We start from the raw sequence: 19,661 nt of genomic DNA, 5'->3' as shown, positions 1-19,661 counted from the left end.
TGCTCACCTGTTATCGTTGCCACCATCAATTAGCGAAGAAGGTAGGGTGACGGTTTAGCCAGCTGAATGGGGTTGTTGATAAACAGGCCTCACCATGTCTTTTCTTCACCCGCCTGTTTTATTCAAGTGTTTAAAAACTCCCCACTTCAAGCGCAAAAAGACTGGGTTTGCCGCAGCGCTTGTGGTTTAATTTTTTCATACTTCAAAAAATAGAAGGCGACTACTATGACCAGCGTATACGAGATTGTTAAGCACTCACGACAAAAGAACAAATTGAAGCGCGAAATCCAGGACAACGACAAGAAAATCCGCGACAACCAAAAGCGGGTGGTGTTGTTAGAAAACTTGCTCGACTACATCCAGCCTGAGATGTCGTATGAGGAAATCGTTGAGATCATCAAAAACATGAAAGGCGATTATGAAGATCGCGTTGATGACCACATCATCAAAAATGCGGAGATCTCTAAGCAGCGCCGTGAAATCAGCCGCACTATCAAAGAGTTAACCAAGCAAAGTAAGAGCGGTAAGTAATTCCGCGAGCACAAAACAACAAAAGGTCTACGAGTCAGTAGACCTTTTTGATAAGCCTCCTAGCTTCCCTCGCTTCCCCACACGAAAACGCCTGACCTCATTGATGCGCCACCGTACCTCTGAGCACTGATATCTATCAGAACAATCTTTATTAATCCCTTACATTTACTACGCCTTTTATACGTTATTTTTCAACAATTTAGGTGAAATATGGCAATTCGGTTATCAATGTATTGACATCGTTAGCAAAGATCAATAATCATAATGATATCCATTATCATTTGATTTTGGAGTTAAGGTAGTGACGAAGAAGTACTGCAGGGACGCAGCCTCATCATGCCCTGCAGGGTTGTGACGTATAAGGATAATTATGAACACCATAAAAGCAGTCGGCTTTTCACTCTCGCCGCTGGCGTTAGTGATCAGCGCCCATCTCGCCCATGCCGCCCCTTCTGCGGCCAATACCGAAACCATCATTGTAACCGGTAGTAAGATTCAAACGACCATCGCCGATTCCGCCAGCACTAACTGGGTGATCACCAATGAAGAGTTAACCCGTGAAATTCAAGGCGGTGAGTCATTAAAAGGCGCGCTCGGGAAGCTGATCCCAAGCTTTGACTTTGGCAGCACCAACGCACGCACCAACGCCTCACAGAATTTACGTGGCCGCAGCGCGCAAATCATGATTGATGGCGTTGCTCTGAATGCCGCTCGCACCATCAGCCGCCAGCTGGATAGTATCGACCCCTTTAATGTTGCGCGTGTTGAGGTACTATCAGGCGCGACCTCCATTTATGGCGCAGGCGCAACCGGCGGTATTATCAATATCATCACCAAACGCGGTGAAGCGGGCGATGCGCAACTCGAGGTGCAGACTGGCGTCACCACTGGGTTCAACAACAGCGACGATCTCACCAAGCAAGCCGCGGTCGCGGTCTCCGGCGGCAGTGATAGCTTGCAAGGGCGTTTGTCCGTCGCGTATGAAGGTAAAGGTGCAGCCTACGACGGCAATGGCGATCCTATCCTGCCTGATGTGACCCAAACCGATACCCAATTCAATGACAGCATTGATGTGATGGGTAGCCTCGATTACCGCCCTGATGACGAACAGCACCTTTCCCTAACCGCGCAATACTATGACAGTCAGCAGGATACGGATTATGGGATTTGGTATCAGAATCTGAATAACCTGAAGACAACGCCAGTAGAGCGCAGAAATGGGTTAGAGCTTGATGAACAACCTTTCACTGAACGCTTGATGTTGAATGTCCAGTACCGTCACTCTGACGTATTAAATCATTCACTGCTTGCCCAAACTTACTACCGCAAAGAAACTTTTGGGTTCTTTCCGTTCCCAATCAAAAAACTTAACTTCAGCCGCTTTGGTGCCTCTGAGCAAAGCAATCAGGTACTAGGAACTAAGATATTATTGGAAAAGTCGTTAGATAATTTGACATTAAACTATGGTATCGATCTTAGCCAAGAAAAGTTTGACGCATTTCAGCGGATCTACGAGCAGGCTGCAAGTCTAGAAAGTAACGGACTCACATTTAAGCATCTAGGCAATGTTGGGCGTTACCCTGATTTTACGACCCAAAACGCAGGCATTTTTGCGCAAGCGGATTGGGCCGTTAACGATAAGCTCAATGCCTTTGCCGGATTGCGCTACCAGTATACCAAATATAAAGGCGATGACTTTATCGGTTTTGCAGAACAAGCGAAAATACTCGTTAGTCCACTCAACAGCGCAGATACTATCCCCGGTGGTACGACGGATAAAGATATTTGGCTTGCGAATGCGGGACTCAAGTATGACCTGACCGACAACCAACAAGTGTGGGCTAACTTTAGCCAGGGCTTTAATATGCCCGATCCGGGAAAATTTTATGGGCAGGCCGATTACAATAAAACCGGAAATCATGACGGAAACTATGTGAGTGTATCCAACACGCCGCTCGACGGTGCAAAAACTAACTCCTTTGAGCTCGGTTGGCGTACCCAGCAACAAGACTACAATGCGCAGCTTGCAGCGTATTACTCCCTCTCAGATAAGACTTATAAATATAAAAAAGCTAGCTTAGAGTTAAATAGCAACAAAAAGCGTATTTATGGTTTGGAAGGGCAAATCAAATACTACCTCACTGATGCTTGGTATAGCCGAGCACAGGGTCACTTAGTGCAAAGCGAAGTGAAAGACCAAGGTAGTTGGGACGATCTCACTATCGAAAACGCCAGCCCTTCTACCGCGATGGCGGCAGTGGGTTACGATAACTTCGATTGGGGCACCGAGCTCAACCTCCAGCATGTCGGCGATTTGTCGGACGAAGCAGGATATAAACTAGAAGGTTACGAGTTAGTCGGCCTTAATGGTTACTACACCTTGCCAGTCGGCCAGATTAACTTTGGTGTTCAAAACCTATTCGATAAGCAATATCAAACCATTTGGAGTCAAAAAGCACAAAAGATCTATGGATTAGACGAACTATTCAACTACGCCGGTGTCGGCCGTACCTTTAGCTTAAGCTACAGCGCCACGTTCTAATTATGTTCCTTTTCTCGCCCAGTCCTCGCTGGGCGCCTTTTCTCCCAATGTGTTTCAACCATGGTTGCACCACAACATTGCCCAGTAAGCCGTGTCTGTAAGGAGTTGTGATGACACACCCTAAAAGCGCGAAACAAACCGCCAGGTGGCAACCGATCACCTTGACCTTGATTGCGGCTTTGATGGGCATCGGTCAGAACGGACTCTTGGTCTCGCTCCCCCTACTGGTGGCGCAAGGTGGCTTTTCACTGTCGACATGGGCAGTGATTATTGCTGTAGGAAGCGTGTTATTTCTCCCTGCCGCGCCATTTTGGGACGGATCAGCGACCAATATGGTCCTAAGTTTGTGGTCCTGCAAGCACTAGCCGGCATGGCGATTAGCTTCGCGTTATTGCTCGCAGCGACACTGGGCGCACAGAGCAGCGCTAACCCATGGCCTTGGTTGGCGCTTGCGGTACTGGCTCGGGTGATCTACGGCTTAACGGTCGCAGGGATGGTGCCTGCTAATCAGCATTGGGCCGTGTTACTCGCCGGTGAGGCGCGTCGTATGCAAGCGATCACCTCCATTAGTATTGGCTTAAGCCTCGGCCGATTAGCTGGCCCGTTGATTGCCTCAGCCGTATTAGTGATCAGCCCCTACGCGTCACTGGCGTTAATGCTATTACTGCCACTATTAGGAGCAATCGCTGTCAGCATGATGCCTCACTGCGCGGGTAAAAAATATCCTTCACGAGCCCCTTACATGTTTATGCTATATGCACAGAAAAAACGCCGTCATATTACGATCTGACGCACTCAAATCGTCTCTTTATACGATTGAGTAAAAAACGCGCCAATATTGGCCGACCAAGACTGTAAAAGCTTGGCTTTGTCGATATCGTTCGCATTAATCCACTGACGGCAGTAATGCAATAGCGCCCCATCCTTGGTGCGCTCACTGTCAGGGGACAATGGGATGGCACCACTTGCGAGCACAATCTCTGCAAACTCATAGTCATAGCCCCACAAAATAATGATATAACTCGAGACGACGAGCGCGTTATCAAAACGAACGGGTAAATCGCAAATGGGATTGTAGCCATTGTCACGACAGCCAAGCTCTCGCGCCATTAGCTCCCCTAACGCAGACAACACTGATGCAAGATACAAACGCTCTGCGCGCGCTTTGTCATACCCGAGGAATAGCCCCAGCGACTTACTCACATTAGCCAGTTCAATATGTTCATCCACCACCGCATAGTGTTCTTGGGTGGACAAGTGCTTAAAGGCATTATGTCCCACCATTGTCGCGGCAATTGACTCGACCGATTGAATGCCCAATCGATTTATCGCTGTCTCTAGTGACCATGTTCGGTTTCGAAAGCCCAAATAAGCAGAATTAGCAAGCTGTAAAAGTCGGGCAACTAAGGGAGGCTCTTCACTGACCACTCGTGCAATTTGTTCCATGTCCGAATCGGGATCATTAATCGTGGCACGTAAACGGCGCACACAGTCAGGCAAGACGGGGAAGTCCTCAATACCGACCAACCGGTTACGCGTTTCAGCATCAATCGGCAACTTATGGAGACGCTCAACACTATTCAGCACATTATTGAAGTCATCTTCAGAGAAGGGTTTGGGTAAGACGAAGTGCACACTGGGCGTTGCTAATTCAGTAATTTTTTGGCGTGTGTTCCCTGTTATCAGCGCACGTATCGTACCCGGGAAGCGTGCCCTAACTTGGTCTAATAATGCATCCCCTTTGAGCTTGGACATCAAGAGAGCACTGATCACCAAAGACGGGGGCTGATCATCTAATAGGCCTTTCTCCCACTGGGTAGGATCCTTGATCAAGCTGATAGCCCAACTTGGTTTCAAGCGGCGAATCTCCCGACCAATCGCCTTTAATGTGAGTTCGTCATCGTCAACATAGATGATATGGAAACGCGGCCTAGTCATGCTTCCCTCGTCTTCTGATCGTTGTCCTCAAGCCCCTTAACACTATCGCTAGGTCGCCAATAAGAGAATCATCAACGCCGCGGCGTGTCCCTATGAAGCGTTATCCAAGATGAGATGCCCAGCGATCCTTTCAATAAGCGTAGTCCAAAATTCCAGACTGTCTTGGGCTAAGCGCAGAAATAAGCCGTGTCTCGCTGACGTTTATGGAGGGTGGGGAAAGCGGGCTCAACATGGTTAAGCCCGATATCAATGCGATCTATCAAGCGCTGAAATTATTCAAATTCAAACTGTACCATGACCGGATAGTGATCAGAGAGTTCATTGTAGTAACCATCATGATAGGTTTGTCCAGCCGCTTGCGGCCACTCGCCTTCAAGGTAGTCCCAATACCAACGGTCGTTAGCGGTTAACTGTACCACCTGCATCTCAGGTTGATTGGCGGGCACGGCGTGATCACGGCTCCACAAAATATAATCGAGTGTGGTGTTGTAGTTAAGATCATAGTCAAAGTGATACGCGTTCGCTTTCGTAAACCAATTGTGTTTGGCAGAAAAAGACGTTACTTCCGGCTCGGTGAAGCGTAATGCGCCATTTAATGCTGCTTTCATGTCTTTAATTTCATCTTGGCGGCTCCACTCCACATTCATATCACCACCAATAATCACAGGCTCGTCAGCAGGGATCGCCGCCTTGTCGATAAAGTCTTTAATTTCACCTAGCTGACCCAGACGCACTTGGTGCTCCTCATCAGACATCCCATCATGCGTGGCTTGTAAATGGGTGCCAATTAGGTGAAAAGCTTCGCCTTCTTTGTCAATTTCGACGTATGCAAAGCCTTTGTTGGCTTGGTAGTCCCAGCTACCTTTCAGGCTGTGATGATAAACGTGCGCTTTCTGAGTCAAAATGGGGTACTTGGAGAGAATCGTCACGCCGCCACGCACGACAAATAAAGAATTGGAGCAATCCCCAGTCAGCGCATCCCAACCTTCTCCGCTGCAGTCTTGTCCGACATTCGGTGTTTGATAAGGGTACAGGCTTGCAAGCTGATTCATCGCTTGCTCAGCTTCAGCGTTGAAGGCCTCGCTCACCAATATCACATCAGGCTGCGTGTCCATGTCGGCAATGGCTTGCGGCAGACGGGCTGCACGCTCAGCTTGATCCCAGTCTTGTAGGTTGCTGAGTTGCATAATGTTATACGCCATAACATTAAGCTGACCCGCATGCGCACTGAGGCTAAGCAGCAACGCCGCTGCCGTTGAGAGCAGTTTATTGATTTTCATGTTTCCTCTTTTCGTTTTGCTTTCTAATTGTTATCGGTGTTTCGCCCACCAAAAGATTAGAAGCCTAACGAAAATCATTTGAGACGCCCCAGTATTTGTTTACTTTTTCTGATAATTTTGTAACTAATATCACGTTCCTTGTATTACGCCATTAATGCGTCACTAAGTAGGTTTGCGAGGTAAAGGTATGTTTTCTCAGCATGGTCGCAAGCTCATGCTGCCTAACAGGTTTGGCAATATAATCATCCATCCCCGCGGCTAAGCACGCTTCCTTGTCTTCCGTTGTCGCATTCGCGGTCAGTGCAATAATGGGGGTTCGGTTAAAGCGTGATTCTTGTGCCCGGATGTGTTCAGCGGCTTGATAACCGTCCATCACAGGCATTTGACAATCCATGAAAATCGCATCAAAAGGTTGGCTTTTCCATAGCGCTAACGCCTGCTCACCATCGGCAGCCGAACGGACATGTACCCCTAGCTGAGTCAATATCGCCTCAGTCACTCGTTGGTTAACTTTGGAATCTTCCACGACTAAGACATGCAACCCAGCCAGTGAGGTGCCTTTTCCGGTAGAGCGTACGACCCCCAGTGTCGGTTGTCGCTGTTGTAAGATCCGCACCAAATGCGCTTTTAAGTCATTAAATTGGTAGGGACGCCCTAAGTAACCCTCTATGCCTGAGCGTTCAATCCGCGGCTTATCTAATGCATCAGGCGCCGCCGTTAACATCATGATCGCAGGACTTTTATCTGCAAATGTAGCAATGATCTGTTCTGCCAAGCGAAAGCCATCCATTTTGGGCATCACTTTATCGAGTAAAATCACTTTAAAGGGATAGTGGCTATCCAGGCGTTCGCGAATTAAAGGGATCACGTCATCCGGGTGCATGCAGCATGTAACCTGGCAACCAAGGTTGCTCAATTGTGCCGTGGTGATGCGCATGTTTAAACGACTATCGTCTACCAATAACATCGGCGCACCGGCAAAAAGATAAGCCTCGACCGGCGTGGCTAAAGGAATATCCGCACACTCAAAACGCACGGTAAACGTAAATAGACTGCCCACATTCACTTCACTGTTGAGGGTGATTCGCCCCCCCATTAAATTGACAATTTGCTGTGAGATCGCAAGCCCCAGCCCTGTGCCTCGAGCGGCGGCGGTTAAAGAATCACCTTGTTCAAACTTACCAAAAATACGGCTTTGTTCTTCAACGGGAATGCCTGGCCCGGTATCGCTCACTTCAAAACGCAGCACACTGGCGGTATCCTCGTCGCTCACTTGCTTGATAGAGACAACCACCTCTCCACGCTCAGTAAACTTGATTGCATTACCCACCAAATTAATCATCACTTGGCGTAATCGCGGTGCATCGCCGATCAACAATGGGGAAATATCAGCGTCTATCTCGCAGCGAAAGGCGAGTTGCTTTTCCTTGGCACGAAGAATGAACAGGTTCTCGAGATCTTTCCCTAACTCAAATATATTGAGTTCTAACGGTTCTAGCTCTAACTTACCTGCTTCGATTTTAGAGAAATCGAGGATGTCGTTAATGATATCTAATAACGACATCGACGACGTTTCTAACATCTCGACAAACTCTTGTTGCTCGTCATTTAAGCGTGTGCTCTTTAACAGTGAGGCCATCCCAATAATGCCGTTCATTGGTGTGCGGATCTCATGGCTCATATTGGCCAAAAACTCGCTTTTCTTTTGACTGGCCTTTTCAGCGTCGTGCTTCGCGTCCTCTAGCTGCGTCAGTTGTTGCCCTAGCGCTGTGATCATGGCGTTATAACGCGTTTCAAAACCCCGCCAATGATGAAATTGGCGTGGAACCTGAATCGGTGTGGGTATGCCATTCTCCCACTGGTTAACTTGCTGGTGTAGCGCCAATAACGGCCTATCTAAGTGGCGGCGCACAATCCACATAGAGCTGATAATTCCCAACCCTGACACCGCCAACCATCCAAGAAAAACCCACTGAGCACTATCACCAAAATAGGCGTTTAACGCCGTGTAATTTGACGCCACCTCAAGTTGCCCAAGGGTATACTCGTTCTCCTCGTCGGTTGCAATTAACGACCAACGCTTTTGCAACGACTGTGCAGCAGGCTCCACGCCGCGCTCAATTAACGAGCCATCGGCATCATATACATGGATATAGTCAATCTCAGGTTGGGCGATGAGCTGCTCTATCTGTTGCTCAAAAGCTTGCGTTTCCACACGCCATAGATGCCCAGTCATCGCACTGAGATCTCTGTTGCCTACCTGTTGCAAGGCGCGCTCGACATCTGCTTTGTGCGTTTGGTAATCGCCCAGCAGGAGAAGCGCCGTAAACAATGCAGTCAGTACGGTCCAGCTTAAGGCTAGCTTGGTAACGATTCCCGCAGAAAGCGAAGGGCGTGTCAGGGGGCTACCTACCTTCATAATCACCTTTTTAGTGGCAAAGCTTCTCTGCTAATCATAGAGTCTAATCTTGTTTTGGGCGAGAAATGTCCTAGTTAGTAGGCGAAAAAGGACAAAAAAGGCGCTCCCAAGGGAGCGCCTGCCACACGCAATGTCTACAAATAATGACACGCTACCGATTGGAGTCAGTTTATCCGGATAACCCGTATCGCTGCCCCAAGCGGGTTTGTTATAGGCCGTTTCAGTTAGTCCAGTACACCACGACGCATTTGATCCAGCTCGATAGACTCGAACAGGGCTTTAAAGTTACCTTCGCCAAAGCCTTGGTTACCCTTACGTTGGATAATTTCAAAGAAGACCGGCCCAATAACAGTATTGGTGAAAATTTGCAGCAAGATGCCGCTGTCTACGTCACCGTCAATCAATACACGGGTGTCACGCAACTCGTCGATGCTTTCTTCATGGCCGTTGACACGCTCGTTGATTTTCTCATAGTAGGTGTCCGGCGTATCCATGAATGCCATACCTCGTTGACGTAACGTCCGCACGGTTTGGTAGATGTTGTCGGTGGTCATGGCGATATGCTGGATCCCCTCACCGTTGTACTCTTTCAAGTACTCTGCAATCTGTGACTTGTCATCACTTGACTCATTGATGGGAATACGGATTTTTCCGCAAGGCGCGGTCAGAGCACGCGACTTTAGCCCAGTCTTTTTGCCTTCAATGTCAAAAAACCGGATCTCTTTGAAGTTGGCAATACGCTCGTAAAAGTCAGCCCACACGTCCATGTTGCCAATATCCACGTTATGGGTTAAATGGTCGATGACTTTCAATCCTGCATCCGCTTCTTTCAGGCGCGATTGCCAATCTGGATAAAAGTCAAAATCGACTTCATAAATACTTTGGTCGCCATAGCGGTCGACAAAGTAAAGCAATGAATCACCAATGCCGTATACCGCGGGAATACTAAGCTCCATTGGACCGATGTTTGGTTCAACCACTTTGGCGCCTTGTTTAGCCGCATACGCAATCGCGTGTACCGCATCTTGAACGCGAAACGCCATGGCGTTGACACTCGCACCGTGCTGCTTGGCAAAGCCTTGCGCTTGTGATTCAGGCTCACCGTTGACGATAAAGTTAGTGTCTCCCTGACGATACAACCAAACATCCTTGTGTTTGTGTTTGGCAATTTCGGCAAAACCCATCAGTGAGAACAAATTTTTAAGCGCATCAATCCCCGCTTGATCGGGCGCTGTGTATTCGACGAACTCAAATCCATCTGTGCCCAATGGATTAATCGTTTTGACAGGTGCTTGCATGGTTGACGTCATAATCGCTTCCTCCTTGTGTGTAGCATTAGAGATAGCATTAGACGGTGATTGGGACTAGAGAAGACAGGCGGACAACAGGTTAACTAATTGTTAACCCATGGTGTCACTTATACTGAACAGTGAGAGAAAAAGGCTGATAGCCGCGTTTTATTAGGGATTTAAGCCAATTAGAAGTGTAAAGAATAGCGACCAACACCCTGCTTTGTTTTACATTTTTGCAACGCAAGATAAAAACCACACAGCAAAGACACAAACGCCGCCCAGAGGCGGCGACCAAAAAGCGGGCGGATGAAAGGATTACACCTTGAGGCTATAACTATTTTGCTGGCCATTGGGTGTGATGGTTTTTTGCACTTGATCCATCAACGCTTGTTGCTGTTGGTTATAGGCATCAGCGCGCGTTTTCTGCGCTTCTTGTTCCGCAACACGATCAATGAGAGCTTGATAATCACGCTTATCCTCACGCTGCTCGCCCGATGCAGCGGCTTCTTTTTGCTCTTCCCGCTCTTTACGGATCAGCTCGGCACGCTCTTGCACGCCCATCGAGTTATTGAGACCGCCATTGACCTGGTCATCTTGACGATCGCGCTGGCGCTGCATGTATTGCTGCGCTAAAGGTTGCGAATTGATTGACGTCGGCATAGGTCCTCTCTCGAACACGGTGACAACTTGATTAAATTTTAGCCTATACGCCCACAAATTGATATCTCTATTTACTATAGAGGATGTCACCACTGGCCTAGTTGTTGCACGTTATCTCACGTTGGCCGTGAGATACCAACGCAGAAGCAGGGGCTTAGGTGACCCAACGCCCAAGAAAATCACGATGAATATAATGAGGAGAAACACCATGCTGACCGGTAAACACTGTGTCATTACAGGTGCCGCACAAGGGATTGGCCGCGCGATTGTTGAAACCTTTGTTGAGCAAGGCGCTACCAAAATTTATGCACTAGATAGGAATATTAACAACATGCAAGACTGGCAGACGCATGCGGTTATCGTGCCCGTCGCGCTGGATGTTTGCGATCAAGACGCTGTCGCGAATTGGGTGCAGACCCTGCACCAACAACACGCAGTGATCGATATACTCGTGAACAATGCTGGCATCACCCGAGACAACCTACTCACCAAAATGAGCGAAAGTGACTGGGACGCGGTCATTGACGTTAACCTAAAAGGCGTCTTTACCATGACACAAGCGATCGCGCCACTGATGATAGCGCAAGAGAAAGGCGCGATTGTGAGCTTGTCTTCCGTCGTCGGCACCGATGGTAATATTGGTCAAACCAACTACGCGGCATCAAAAGGTGGCGTGATAGCCATGACCAAAACCTGGTCAAAAGAGCTTGCCCGTCATGGGGCACAAATACGCGCTAACTGCGTGGCCCCCGGTTTTATTGAAACGCCCATGACAGCAAACTTACCCGATAAAGTCATTGAGATGATGAAAGGAAAAACCCCGCTGGGACGAATGGGCACCGCCCAAGACATCGCCAATGCGATCAGCTTTCTCGCCAGTGATAACGCGAGCTTTATCACAGGGCAGACGCTTAAAGTCGACGGGGGATTAGTCATATAATAGTGGAACCAAATCAGCCACTATGAGGCAACAATGACGCCAACACTCCTTATCACAGGCGCAAACCGTGGAATTGGTCTAGCGCTCACCGAGTTGTACCTTGAGCACGGTTGGCAGGTGATTGCCTGCTGCCGCTTCCCCGGCTCTGCGCCTCACTTAATGACATTAAAAAACCGCTACGCAACACTCACCACGCACGGACTGGATGTAACGGATCATACCGCAATACAGCATCTTGCCTCACAGCTTAGCGACACACCTATCCATTTGCTGATCAATAATGCTGGACTTTATGGCCCCAAAGGCTATCAATTCGGTGAAGTGGACACAGCCGCATGGCGCGACGTGCTGGAGGTCAATACCATCGCACCACTGGTTATCGCTGAACATTTCACCCCGCATCTTGAAAAGGCAAGCCAAAGTGGCCATACACCCATTTTTGCTTTCTTGTCCTCAAAAGTCGGGAGCATGAGTGATAACCAATCAGGTGGCGGGTATATTTATCGAAGTTCAAAAGCCGCGCTCAATGCTGTGATCAAAAGCCTATCTATTGACCTGCGAAGTAAAGGCATTCGTTCGATTGCTCTCCACCCTGGTTGGGTACAAACGCACATGGGTGGACCCAATGCCCTGATTGATACCGCCACATCGGCACAAGGACTAAAACATGTGCTCGATACCCTCACGGACAGTCAGAACGGCAACTTTATCGATTATCAAGGCCAAGACATCGGCTGGTAAGGGGCGAGGCGGTGATTGCACCGCCTCGTTAATTAGATAGGGAAGAACGTCATCGACGCCATACTGTGCACAACCTGATTGATATTACGGTTGGTGCTGTCTGCCACCATCACCGCCATCATATCTTGAATAATGATCATCTGACTCAGTAAGCGTTCGTAGCTGTAATTGGGCACCCCATTTTTGCCCATGCCATTACTCAGCAACAGCAGTTGGCCGTTGTCGTCCTTTTCATTATTCAACAACCAAGCGATCTTCTCTAGGTTTCGCGCACTGTTATAGAGTTTTTGTTGATCAATATCATCGAGCAAAAAAAACTCAAGTTGATGATTATAGCTGGCACTGATCATGCCAGTAACACCAGCCATCAGCGCAAACACGCGGTCGCCCTCAAATTCACTTGAAAAGGCTAAAGGCAACAGCGCGATACCATCCATTCCCCCTAGCTCTCGAAAGCCATTGTCAGGGCGCTCCGTTGTCATCAATTGCGCCACACGCTTTTCAATGGTCATGCCAGGCACTTTTTTAAGCTCGCGCGGGTTGCGCTTATATAACTTCACGATGAGCGCTTCGCTGAGATCACGAATTTCAGCAATGTGAATATCGGTAATTAAATCCATGTCTGACTTGGCCAGATTTTTAATATCAAATGGCCGACCAAGCTTTTGCGCGCAACCTGTGAGGCTAAGCAATAACACGCTCATCCATACCCAGCGCATCATAACAACATCCTTGCATCCTCTAACTCGGCGCTAGCATAACGATTTACGCCCTCTCGGTGCACTCCTAGAAAAAATCTTGTATGGAATATCACACTTTTAGCGTCTAACGGGCGCTGCAATCATCAATTCACGTTGAACCGTTTTGAGCCAATATCTCCTCCCATTGGCGGCAAACAACGCAAAGAAACGATAATCATCGCAGCATCGCGGCGCAATCAGCGGCAATAACACGCTCTTCATCAGTGGGGATCACCCACACACCGATCTGACTATCCGATGCGGATATACAGGCTTGATTGGCTTGATTGGCCGACGCATCCAAGCGCATGCCTAGCCAACCACACTGTGCCACCACACGCTCGCGCACAGGTGCAGCATGCTCGCCAATCCCAGCGGTGAACACCAGATGATCGACACCGCCCATTGCCGCACACAGGCTACCGATTTCTCGCGCAATTCGATAACAATAGTGCGCTATCGCCTGTTTGGCTCTGGGTTTATCACTGCATAATAAAGTGCGCATATCACTGCTGATCCCGGATAAGCCTAATAGACCCGACTCTTTATACAAAAGTGTGCTGACGTCGTCGGGTGTCATTCCTTCTTCGGTGATCAGGTGCAGCACCAATCCCGCATCAATGGCGCCACTTCGCGTGCCCATGGGTAAGCCTTCAAGCGCAGTGAACCCCATGGTGGAAGCCACACTTTGTCCGGCTTGGATGGCACACAGGCTCGCACCATTGCCTAAGTGTGCCACCAGCACCTTAGACTCAGGCTCAAAGTCAGGGATCACCGACGGTAAGCAACGCGAGATGAAATCATAGGACAAGCCATGGAAACCATAACGTTGAAAGCCTCTATCATACATCGAGTAAGGAAGGGCAAATTGTCGTGCTTCCAACGGCTGCTGCGCGTGGAACGCAGTATCGAAACAGGCAATCTGACGCATACCAGGCAACCGAGCTTGCAAGACTTTGATCGGAGCCAAGCTGTAAGGTTGATGAAGGGGAGCCAGTGGCGTTAATGCTTCTAACAATTTAACAGTGCGTTCATCAAGGTCAGTGGACTGTTTGAAATAAGTGCCACCGTGAACCACACGATGGCCAACCGCAACGAGGTTATCAAGCAGGCTTTGTTGTTCCAGCCAAGTCAACAGTGAAAGCATCGCTGCTTGGTGATCCTGCGCCTCCGCTGGCGGCGGTGTATAAGCTGCTGTCTCCCCCTCAACAAATACCGCACATTGCTCAGTGCCTAGGCCCGAGAACTGACCACGAAATTGCAGGCTAAGCGCTTGGTCAGCAACGGGCTTCCCTTTGCACACTGTCTTTGTGTCGAATAGCGCAAATTTCAAACTCGACGAGCCACTGTTGAGTACCAGAATATTTGCCATCATCACCTACTTATTGGACTTATCCAGCGCTTTGCGTTGATGATCGGCAAGCAACAACGCCAGCGCGCTCGACGCAATACGGGTTAGTGCATCATCGGCACGGCTGGTGAGCATAATGGGCACACGCGCCCCCACCACCACACCCGCGCCGGTAGCATCGGCAAGATAGCTCAATTGTTTCATCAACATATTGGCGGCCTCAAGATCGGGAGCCACCAGAATATCCGCACACCCTGCAACCGGGGAGTCAATCCCTTTGGTTACGCGAGAGTCCTCGGAAACAGCACTGTCAAACGCAAGCGGTCCGTCTAAGACACCGCCCGTTATTTGACCACGTTCCGCCATTTTACACAGTGCCGCGGCATCGAGGGTCGCATTCAATTTCGGGTTAATGGTCTCCACGGCCGACAATATCGCCACCCGTGGATGACTATTGCCAATCGCATGAGCCAGTTCGATGGCATTTTGAATAATATCGCGCTTTTGAGCCAATCCTGGATAGATATTAATGGCGGCATCAGTAATAAATAGCGGGCGCGGGTAGGTCGGCACATCAAAGGCCATCACATGACTGAGGCAGTGCTCAGTTCTCAACCCACCTTCTCGTTTGACCACTTCGTGTAACAATTCGTCGGTATGCAGCGCGCCCTTCATTAGCGCCTCACTCTCCCCCGCACGCGCCATGGCCACCGCTTTTTCTGCCGCCGCATGACTATGAGGTGCATCGACAATGTCAAAGTCACGAATATCCAGCTCGGCTTTGTCCGCCGCCGCCATTATTTTGTCGCGAGGTCCGACGAGGGTGGGAATAATGAGCTGCTGTTTCGCCGATGCGACCGCGCCGCGGATCGAGCTATCATCGACTGGGTGCACCACCGCGGTGTGCATAGGTTCAGGGTGATCGGCCGCGGTTAAAATCGCATGCAATTGCCCGCGCTCAGATAAACGCACTTCAGGTAAAACGGTGCGTTGACGCCGAACTTTTTTGGTGGGGGCGAGGACGCGCGCTTCCCCTTCAATCACGGTATCACCGCGTTGGTTTTCACAGCGACAGGCAAACACAATGTGGTGATGTTTTTCGTCCATTTTATCGACACGAACGGCAACGCGCAGTACATCGCCGAGCATGACAGGGGCTTTGAACGCCAGTGTTTGTCCAAGGTAGACAGTGCCGGGGCCGGGTAGTTTCGTGCCGAGTACGGTAGAAATCAGTGCCCCACCCCACATACCATGGGCAATCACTTCTTGAAAGCGACTGCTCTTAGCAAAATCATCATCCACATGAGCAGGGTTAACATCCCCCGACATGATTGCAAAAAGCTTAATGTCTTCCATGGTGAGGCGCTTTTCTAAAAACGCCTCATCGCCTAATGAAATCTCATCGTACGTCTTATTCTCGATGACTTCCTCGTTATTCGTCCCTGACATGGTGGGCTCCTCAATAATCGATCAAGTCAAAAAAGTGTGTGTTAGCCTCGTTGCGCTTAAAACCTAAGGTGATGACCAGCATCAACGTAATGGGTTAGCCCCGTCAACACACGGCCGGCATCGGCGCTAAGGTACACCACAGCATGACCAACATCTTGTACGGTTGCCAATCGCCGAAGGGGCGAGCGCGTCTCACCATCCACGGCCAAGGCTTCAAATTCTTTTAACCCCGACGCAGCACGGGTTCTGATCGGGCCGGGGGAAATAGCATGCACCCGGATCCCTTTTGGGCCTAATTCTGCTGCCAAGTAGCGGGTGGTTGACTCAAGCGCCGCTTTGACAGGCCCCATAAGGTTGTAATTATCGACGGCTTTCTCCGCCCCATAATAGGACATGTTAAACAGCGTGCCGCCATCAGACATCAGTGGCTCCGCCTGTTTCGCCATACGGATAAATGAGTGACAAGAAATATCCATCGCTAGCGAGAACCCCTCTCGCGAGCAATCGACCACGCGACCGTGTAAATCATCCAAAGGCGCAAAAGCAATTGAATGCACAACAAAATCAACCCGTCCCCATTTTTCCTTGGCACGCGCAAATAATGCATCGAGTTGTCGATCGTCCTGCACATCACACAGCATCAGTTCTGGATCGCCCATGGCCGCTTTGAGCGGGGTCACAAATCGCTCTGCCTTGGGTGTGCCATAAGTGACCAGCACATCGGCACCCGCTTGGCTCAGCGCTTGAGCACACCCAAACGCAATGCTGTTTTCATTGGCCAGTCCGGCGACAATGCCGACTTTACCTGCAAGTGAAAAAGGATGTTCCACAATATTCTCCCTACATTGGATAACGACGCGTTCATCGCTCAGAAACCTGAGTGATTACACTAAAACAGACATCATCCACTTTAAATCAACTGTAAACCCTCAACGTAGACTTAAATCAGCGTTAGGTGCAAAAGTATAGAAGAAAAAAGGCCGAGTGACGTGCTAGATAAAAAGACAGTTTTGACAATTTTTTATGACAGCCGCGCCTTGGATCACGGCGATAAGAGCTTTCACTCTAATCGGTATTCTCTTCTCACAACCAAAAACGCCACCGCGATCAGCGGTGGCGTTTTACGCAAGCGAGAAGTGTAGGACTACGCCAACTCGGCCATCACACACTTGGCAAGATCAGCGGGACGGTAGTAAACCGATTTCATCACCTTGCCTTCACGAATAAGCTTGCCGTCCACACTGACATCGGCGGCACATTTAGCGATGATGCCATCTTCTTTGGGGCTGGCAATCACTTCAATCCCTTTCTGCGCATAAAACGCTTGGGTATCGGCAAACTCTTGTTGATTGCGACAGACTTTACTCATATTGCTGCTGTGCACCTCATCCCAACAGGTTACAAAGTCAACACCTAGGCGCGAGGCGATTTGAAGCAAGATATCAACCATGTAGCTCACTTCGAGTTGTTCCCGATAGCCACGCGACCCCATTTGAACAGCGCGCCCCATCAGCACGTAGACACTATCAACAATAGCGTCCACTTGCTCAACCAGCGAGTCGGCTTCCGCAAGCTCTGTCATCTCTTCTACCGCCAACGCCGTGTGCAAATCATCGGCCTTGTCGTCGAGAGAGTCAGGATCATTGCAGGGCAAGTCAAAGGTGGTGCGAAAGGCTTCAATATCACGGTAAAGGTGGTCGTAGATCGCTTGATTGAGAACAGCAAATTTCATTTATAGGGCCCTTTGAGAAACAAACACGCATGCATTCATGCTGAAAGACAAGGGGCAATACAATAGCACTGCTCATCAAGACTTAAAATCGATCCTGATGATTCTTTGTCACCAGACAGCGTTAAAGCACAAATATCGCTCAAGCTTGGTGTACGCACGCCGTTAACTTCTTATACTGAACCTATGATGTCAATTGCACGCTCGGTCAAAAAGGATAGTTACTATGACCAAACATGTATCGCTCGCCACACTGTGTGTTGGCATGTTGCTGGCCACAACCGCACAAGCGCAAACCTCCCCGCTCAGTATCAGCGCTAGCGCAAGTGTCACCGACGTAAAATACGGCTCTCAAACGGAGACAGGTCACACTTGGGAAGTCAATGGCACCTTACGCGTGACAGATTATACGAGCTTATATACCGGGTATGGCGAAACCAGCGCTGACTTTGACAATGAGAATGGCACCGAAACCAAGCTGACTTCATCCTATATTCCGGTTGGGTTACAAGTTAACTTTCCCATGACAATGGGCAATATCTATCTACGCGGTGGCGGCAACTACTATCAAACTGAGTTCGGCACAGATAAAGATATTGGCTGGGGCGCCACCGGCACTGTGGGATTTGAATTACAACCCACCGTTGGCCCTAAAATGGCGTTTGAATTAACCTATGCTGATAGAGGCGACGCGGAAACCAGTTCAGTCAGTGTCGGAACCAGTGTTGGCTTTTAACGGCGTAATGTTATCGGTCACCAGCGGTAAGTGAGTGACCAATGGCCTGCTAACCCGACACGGTGCACCATCGTAATAGTACATACTGGTCGTCGCCGAGCTGACGCGAATATGGGTGAAGCTCACCGTGCTCGCGTCATCTCGGTGCATACAAACAGATAAGCTACCTAATACAGGTTCGTGGCTACGATGATACTGGATTAAGTCGTGCACGGAAGGGCTCGCGTGCAGGCTTGATGCCAATAGCGCTGAGCGGGTTCGACGCGCATCATCCGGTACCACCGCAGACGACACGACAGGTGGCACACACTCAATACGCTGTAAGGTTTGCCCATCCCAGTGCCACGCCTTTGGGACCGGGCACCCAGGTGGCGTTCCAATTGGCGAAGCGGGACGAAACACCAGCAAGTTAAACGGTGAAAAATCCGTCATTGTATGCGCAGAGACGATGTGCCCAACTTGGGTTAAGTCACGTGCTCGGGCCACGGATTTAACCAGCTGACCCCGACTACGCTTGGGCACAACAGACGACTGACCTTGATAATCATTTAACAAACAGACCAATAGTCCATACTCATTCGCCGCTATCCAGGTTCCCATCCCATCAGGATCAATCGGCATGAGCACGCGTGTCCCCGCGATTTGATAAATTTTCGGCGGTATTGCACGGCTTCGACCACGTGCCTCATCACGGTTAAAACACAGCTCAAACCCTTGCTCCGAGGTCAACCATGTCAGCGTGCACATTGATGTTGCTCTCGCTGATAACTTGCTGTCGCGGCGGCGATGCCAATCTCTTTATCCAACACTTCGCCCAGATCGTGGGCTGCTGTGCGCATCATAGCAAAATGGTGAGTGGCATGACTGGCCACTGCAATCAATTCACGCATTATGGTTGAGGGGGTGGTCACTGTGTTGGAGGCATATAAGGTGACTTGTGTCGATACGTGTATGGACTGCTTGAGTTGTTGATTAGACAGCGTGTGCAACCAGCTGGCTATGGCTTGCCATTCAGCTTGGGCAAGCGATTTATCGGTTTCTACACGATGGCCTCGCCGGCGTGCATCTGCATCCATGACGCCACTGCCCTCTCCTTGGTGTAAGGCCCAATACATATCAAGCGCATGACGCATATGTTGGCCAATGGTGCTGGTAAACCCATCAGCCTGCATACGACTATAAGCTTCGTTCGTGACACTCGCCAGTAGCTGCTGTGCCTGATAAGCCACATCCAGGTTACCACGAATAATCGCACTATCTGCTTTGGTTAGACTCGAATGCATACCCTCACCTTAGTACATGTTGCGGCAATT

At 49.5% G+C, this 19,661-nt stretch carries 19 protein-coding genes; 7 read left to right on the top strand and 12 right to left on the bottom strand.

The annotated features are described in order from the left end of the window. Nucleotides 1-225: 225 nt before the first annotated feature. The 4 genes from BZG13_RS03845 (at nt 226) to BZG13_RS15625 (ending at nt 3,863) form a co-directional block, all read left to right on the top strand. Nucleotides 226-531, top strand: a complete 306-nt coding sequence (locus tag BZG13_RS03845) for a DUF496 family protein (protein WP_025744875.1) — start codon at nt 226-228, stop codon at nt 529-531. A gap of 370 nt (nt 532-901) precedes the next feature. After that, the gene (locus BZG13_RS03840; RefSeq protein WP_077485177.1) at nt 902-3,073 is read left to right on the top strand and encodes a TonB-dependent receptor; all 2,172 of its coding nucleotides are present in this window, start codon (nt 902-904) and stop codon (nt 3,071-3,073) included. Between the two features lie 110 nt (nt 3,074-3,183). Continuing rightward, nucleotides 3,184-3,438, top strand: coding sequence for a hypothetical protein (locus BZG13_RS15630; protein WP_443216352.1), 255 nt, complete (start codon nt 3,184-3,186; stop codon nt 3,436-3,438). After that, nucleotides 3,420-3,863: a hypothetical protein gene (locus BZG13_RS15625; RefSeq protein WP_443216351.1), complete on the top strand. Its 444-nt coding sequence runs from the start codon at nt 3,420-3,422 to the stop codon at nt 3,861-3,863. Before BZG13_RS15630 ends, BZG13_RS15625 begins: the two co-directional genes overlap by 19 nt. A gap of 5 nt (nt 3,864-3,868) precedes the next feature. Here the strand turns inward: BZG13_RS15625 and BZG13_RS03830 are convergent, their stop codons facing one another. From BZG13_RS03830 to BZG13_RS03810, 5 genes are all read right to left on the bottom strand, one after another. Continuing rightward, on the bottom strand, nt 3,869-5,011 hold the full coding sequence (locus tag BZG13_RS03830) for an HDOD domain-containing protein (protein WP_077485174.1): 1,143 nt from the start codon (nt 5,009-5,011) through the stop codon (nt 3,869-3,871). A 272-nt stretch (nt 5,012-5,283) separates the two neighbouring features. Beyond that, nucleotides 5,284-6,291 (bottom strand): sphingomyelin phosphodiesterase, encoded by a 1,008-nt coding sequence (locus BZG13_RS03825; RefSeq protein WP_069360935.1) that lies wholly within the window; start codon nt 6,289-6,291, stop codon nt 5,284-5,286. A gap of 151 nt (nt 6,292-6,442) precedes the next feature. Beyond that, on the bottom strand, nt 6,443-8,710 hold the full coding sequence (locus BZG13_RS03820; protein ID WP_077485171.1) for a response regulator: 2,268 nt from the start codon (nt 8,708-8,710) through the stop codon (nt 6,443-6,445). A 224-nt stretch (nt 8,711-8,934) separates the two neighbouring features. Next, entirely contained in the window at nt 8,935-10,020 is a 1,086-nt protein-coding gene (gene hppD, locus BZG13_RS03815; protein WP_069360933.1) for a 4-hydroxyphenylpyruvate dioxygenase, read from the bottom strand. Between the two features lie 297 nt (nt 10,021-10,317). Beyond that, a complete protein-coding gene (locus tag BZG13_RS03810) occupies nt 10,318-10,662 on the bottom strand; it encodes a hypothetical protein (protein WP_077485168.1) in 345 nt (114 codons plus the stop codon). 208 nt (nt 10,663-10,870) lie between these two features. Here BZG13_RS03810 and fabG point away from each other — a divergent pair, with 208 nt between their 5' ends. Continuing rightward, on the top strand, nt 10,871-11,602 hold the full coding sequence (gene fabG, locus BZG13_RS03805; protein ID WP_077485165.1) for a 3-oxoacyl-ACP reductase FabG: 732 nt from the start codon (nt 10,871-10,873) through the stop codon (nt 11,600-11,602). A 33-nt stretch (nt 11,603-11,635) separates the two neighbouring features. Next, nucleotides 11,636-12,343: an SDR family oxidoreductase gene (locus BZG13_RS03800; RefSeq protein ID WP_069360931.1), complete on the top strand. Its 708-nt coding sequence runs from the start codon at nt 11,636-11,638 to the stop codon at nt 12,341-12,343. A 32-nt stretch (nt 12,344-12,375) separates the two neighbouring features. On the opposite strand, the gene BZG13_RS03795 is transcribed toward BZG13_RS03800, so the two are convergent. The 5 genes from BZG13_RS03795 to BZG13_RS03775 all read right to left on the bottom strand — a co-directional run bounded on the left by BZG13_RS03795 (nt 12,376) and on the right by BZG13_RS03775 (nt 17,615). Continuing rightward, nucleotides 12,376-13,065, bottom strand: a complete 690-nt coding sequence (locus BZG13_RS03795; RefSeq protein ID WP_069360930.1) for a hypothetical protein — start codon at nt 13,063-13,065, stop codon at nt 12,376-12,378. Between the two features lie 193 nt (nt 13,066-13,258). Beyond that, entirely contained in the window at nt 13,259-14,458 is a 1,200-nt protein-coding gene (locus BZG13_RS03790; protein ID WP_077485163.1) for an acetate/propionate family kinase, read from the bottom strand. 3 nt (nt 14,459-14,461) lie between these two features. Beyond that, entirely contained in the window at nt 14,462-15,883 is a 1,422-nt protein-coding gene (locus BZG13_RS03785) for a bifunctional enoyl-CoA hydratase/phosphate acetyltransferase (protein WP_077485160.1), read from the bottom strand. Nucleotides 15,884-15,939: 56 nt separating this feature from the next. Then, nucleotides 15,940-16,713 (bottom strand): enoyl-ACP reductase FabI, encoded by a 774-nt coding sequence (fabI, locus tag BZG13_RS03780; RefSeq protein ID WP_077485158.1) that lies wholly within the window; start codon nt 16,711-16,713, stop codon nt 15,940-15,942. Between the two features lie 314 nt (nt 16,714-17,027). Then, nucleotides 17,028-17,615: a nucleoside triphosphate pyrophosphohydrolase family protein gene (locus BZG13_RS03775; protein ID WP_077485155.1), complete on the bottom strand. Its 588-nt coding sequence runs from the start codon at nt 17,613-17,615 to the stop codon at nt 17,028-17,030. A 223-nt stretch (nt 17,616-17,838) separates the two neighbouring features. Between BZG13_RS03775 and BZG13_RS03770 the strand changes: the two genes are divergently transcribed. Further along, entirely contained in the window at nt 17,839-18,348 is a 510-nt protein-coding gene (locus tag BZG13_RS03770) for an outer membrane beta-barrel protein (RefSeq protein ID WP_077485152.1), read from the top strand. Here BZG13_RS03770 and BZG13_RS03765 read toward each other — a convergent pair. Then, nucleotides 18,316-19,095 (bottom strand): NRDE family protein, encoded by a 780-nt coding sequence (locus BZG13_RS03765; protein ID WP_077485150.1) that lies wholly within the window; start codon nt 19,093-19,095, stop codon nt 18,316-18,318. The genes BZG13_RS03770 and BZG13_RS03765 overlap by 33 nt on opposite strands. After that, a complete protein-coding gene (locus tag BZG13_RS03760; RefSeq protein ID WP_077485147.1) occupies nt 19,083-19,631 on the bottom strand; it encodes a hypothetical protein in 549 nt (182 codons plus the stop codon). The genes BZG13_RS03765 and BZG13_RS03760 overlap by 13 nt, the downstream gene beginning before the upstream one ends. Between the last annotated feature and the right edge of the window lie 30 nt (nt 19,632-19,661).

It is taken from the genome of Salinivibrio sp. ML323 (genome assembly GCF_001995745.1).
In the GTDB taxonomy this organism is placed as follows: Bacteria; Pseudomonadota; Gammaproteobacteria; order Enterobacterales; family Vibrionaceae; genus Salinivibrio; species Salinivibrio kushneri.
This window is presented reverse-complemented; position numbering and strand designations above follow the sequence as displayed.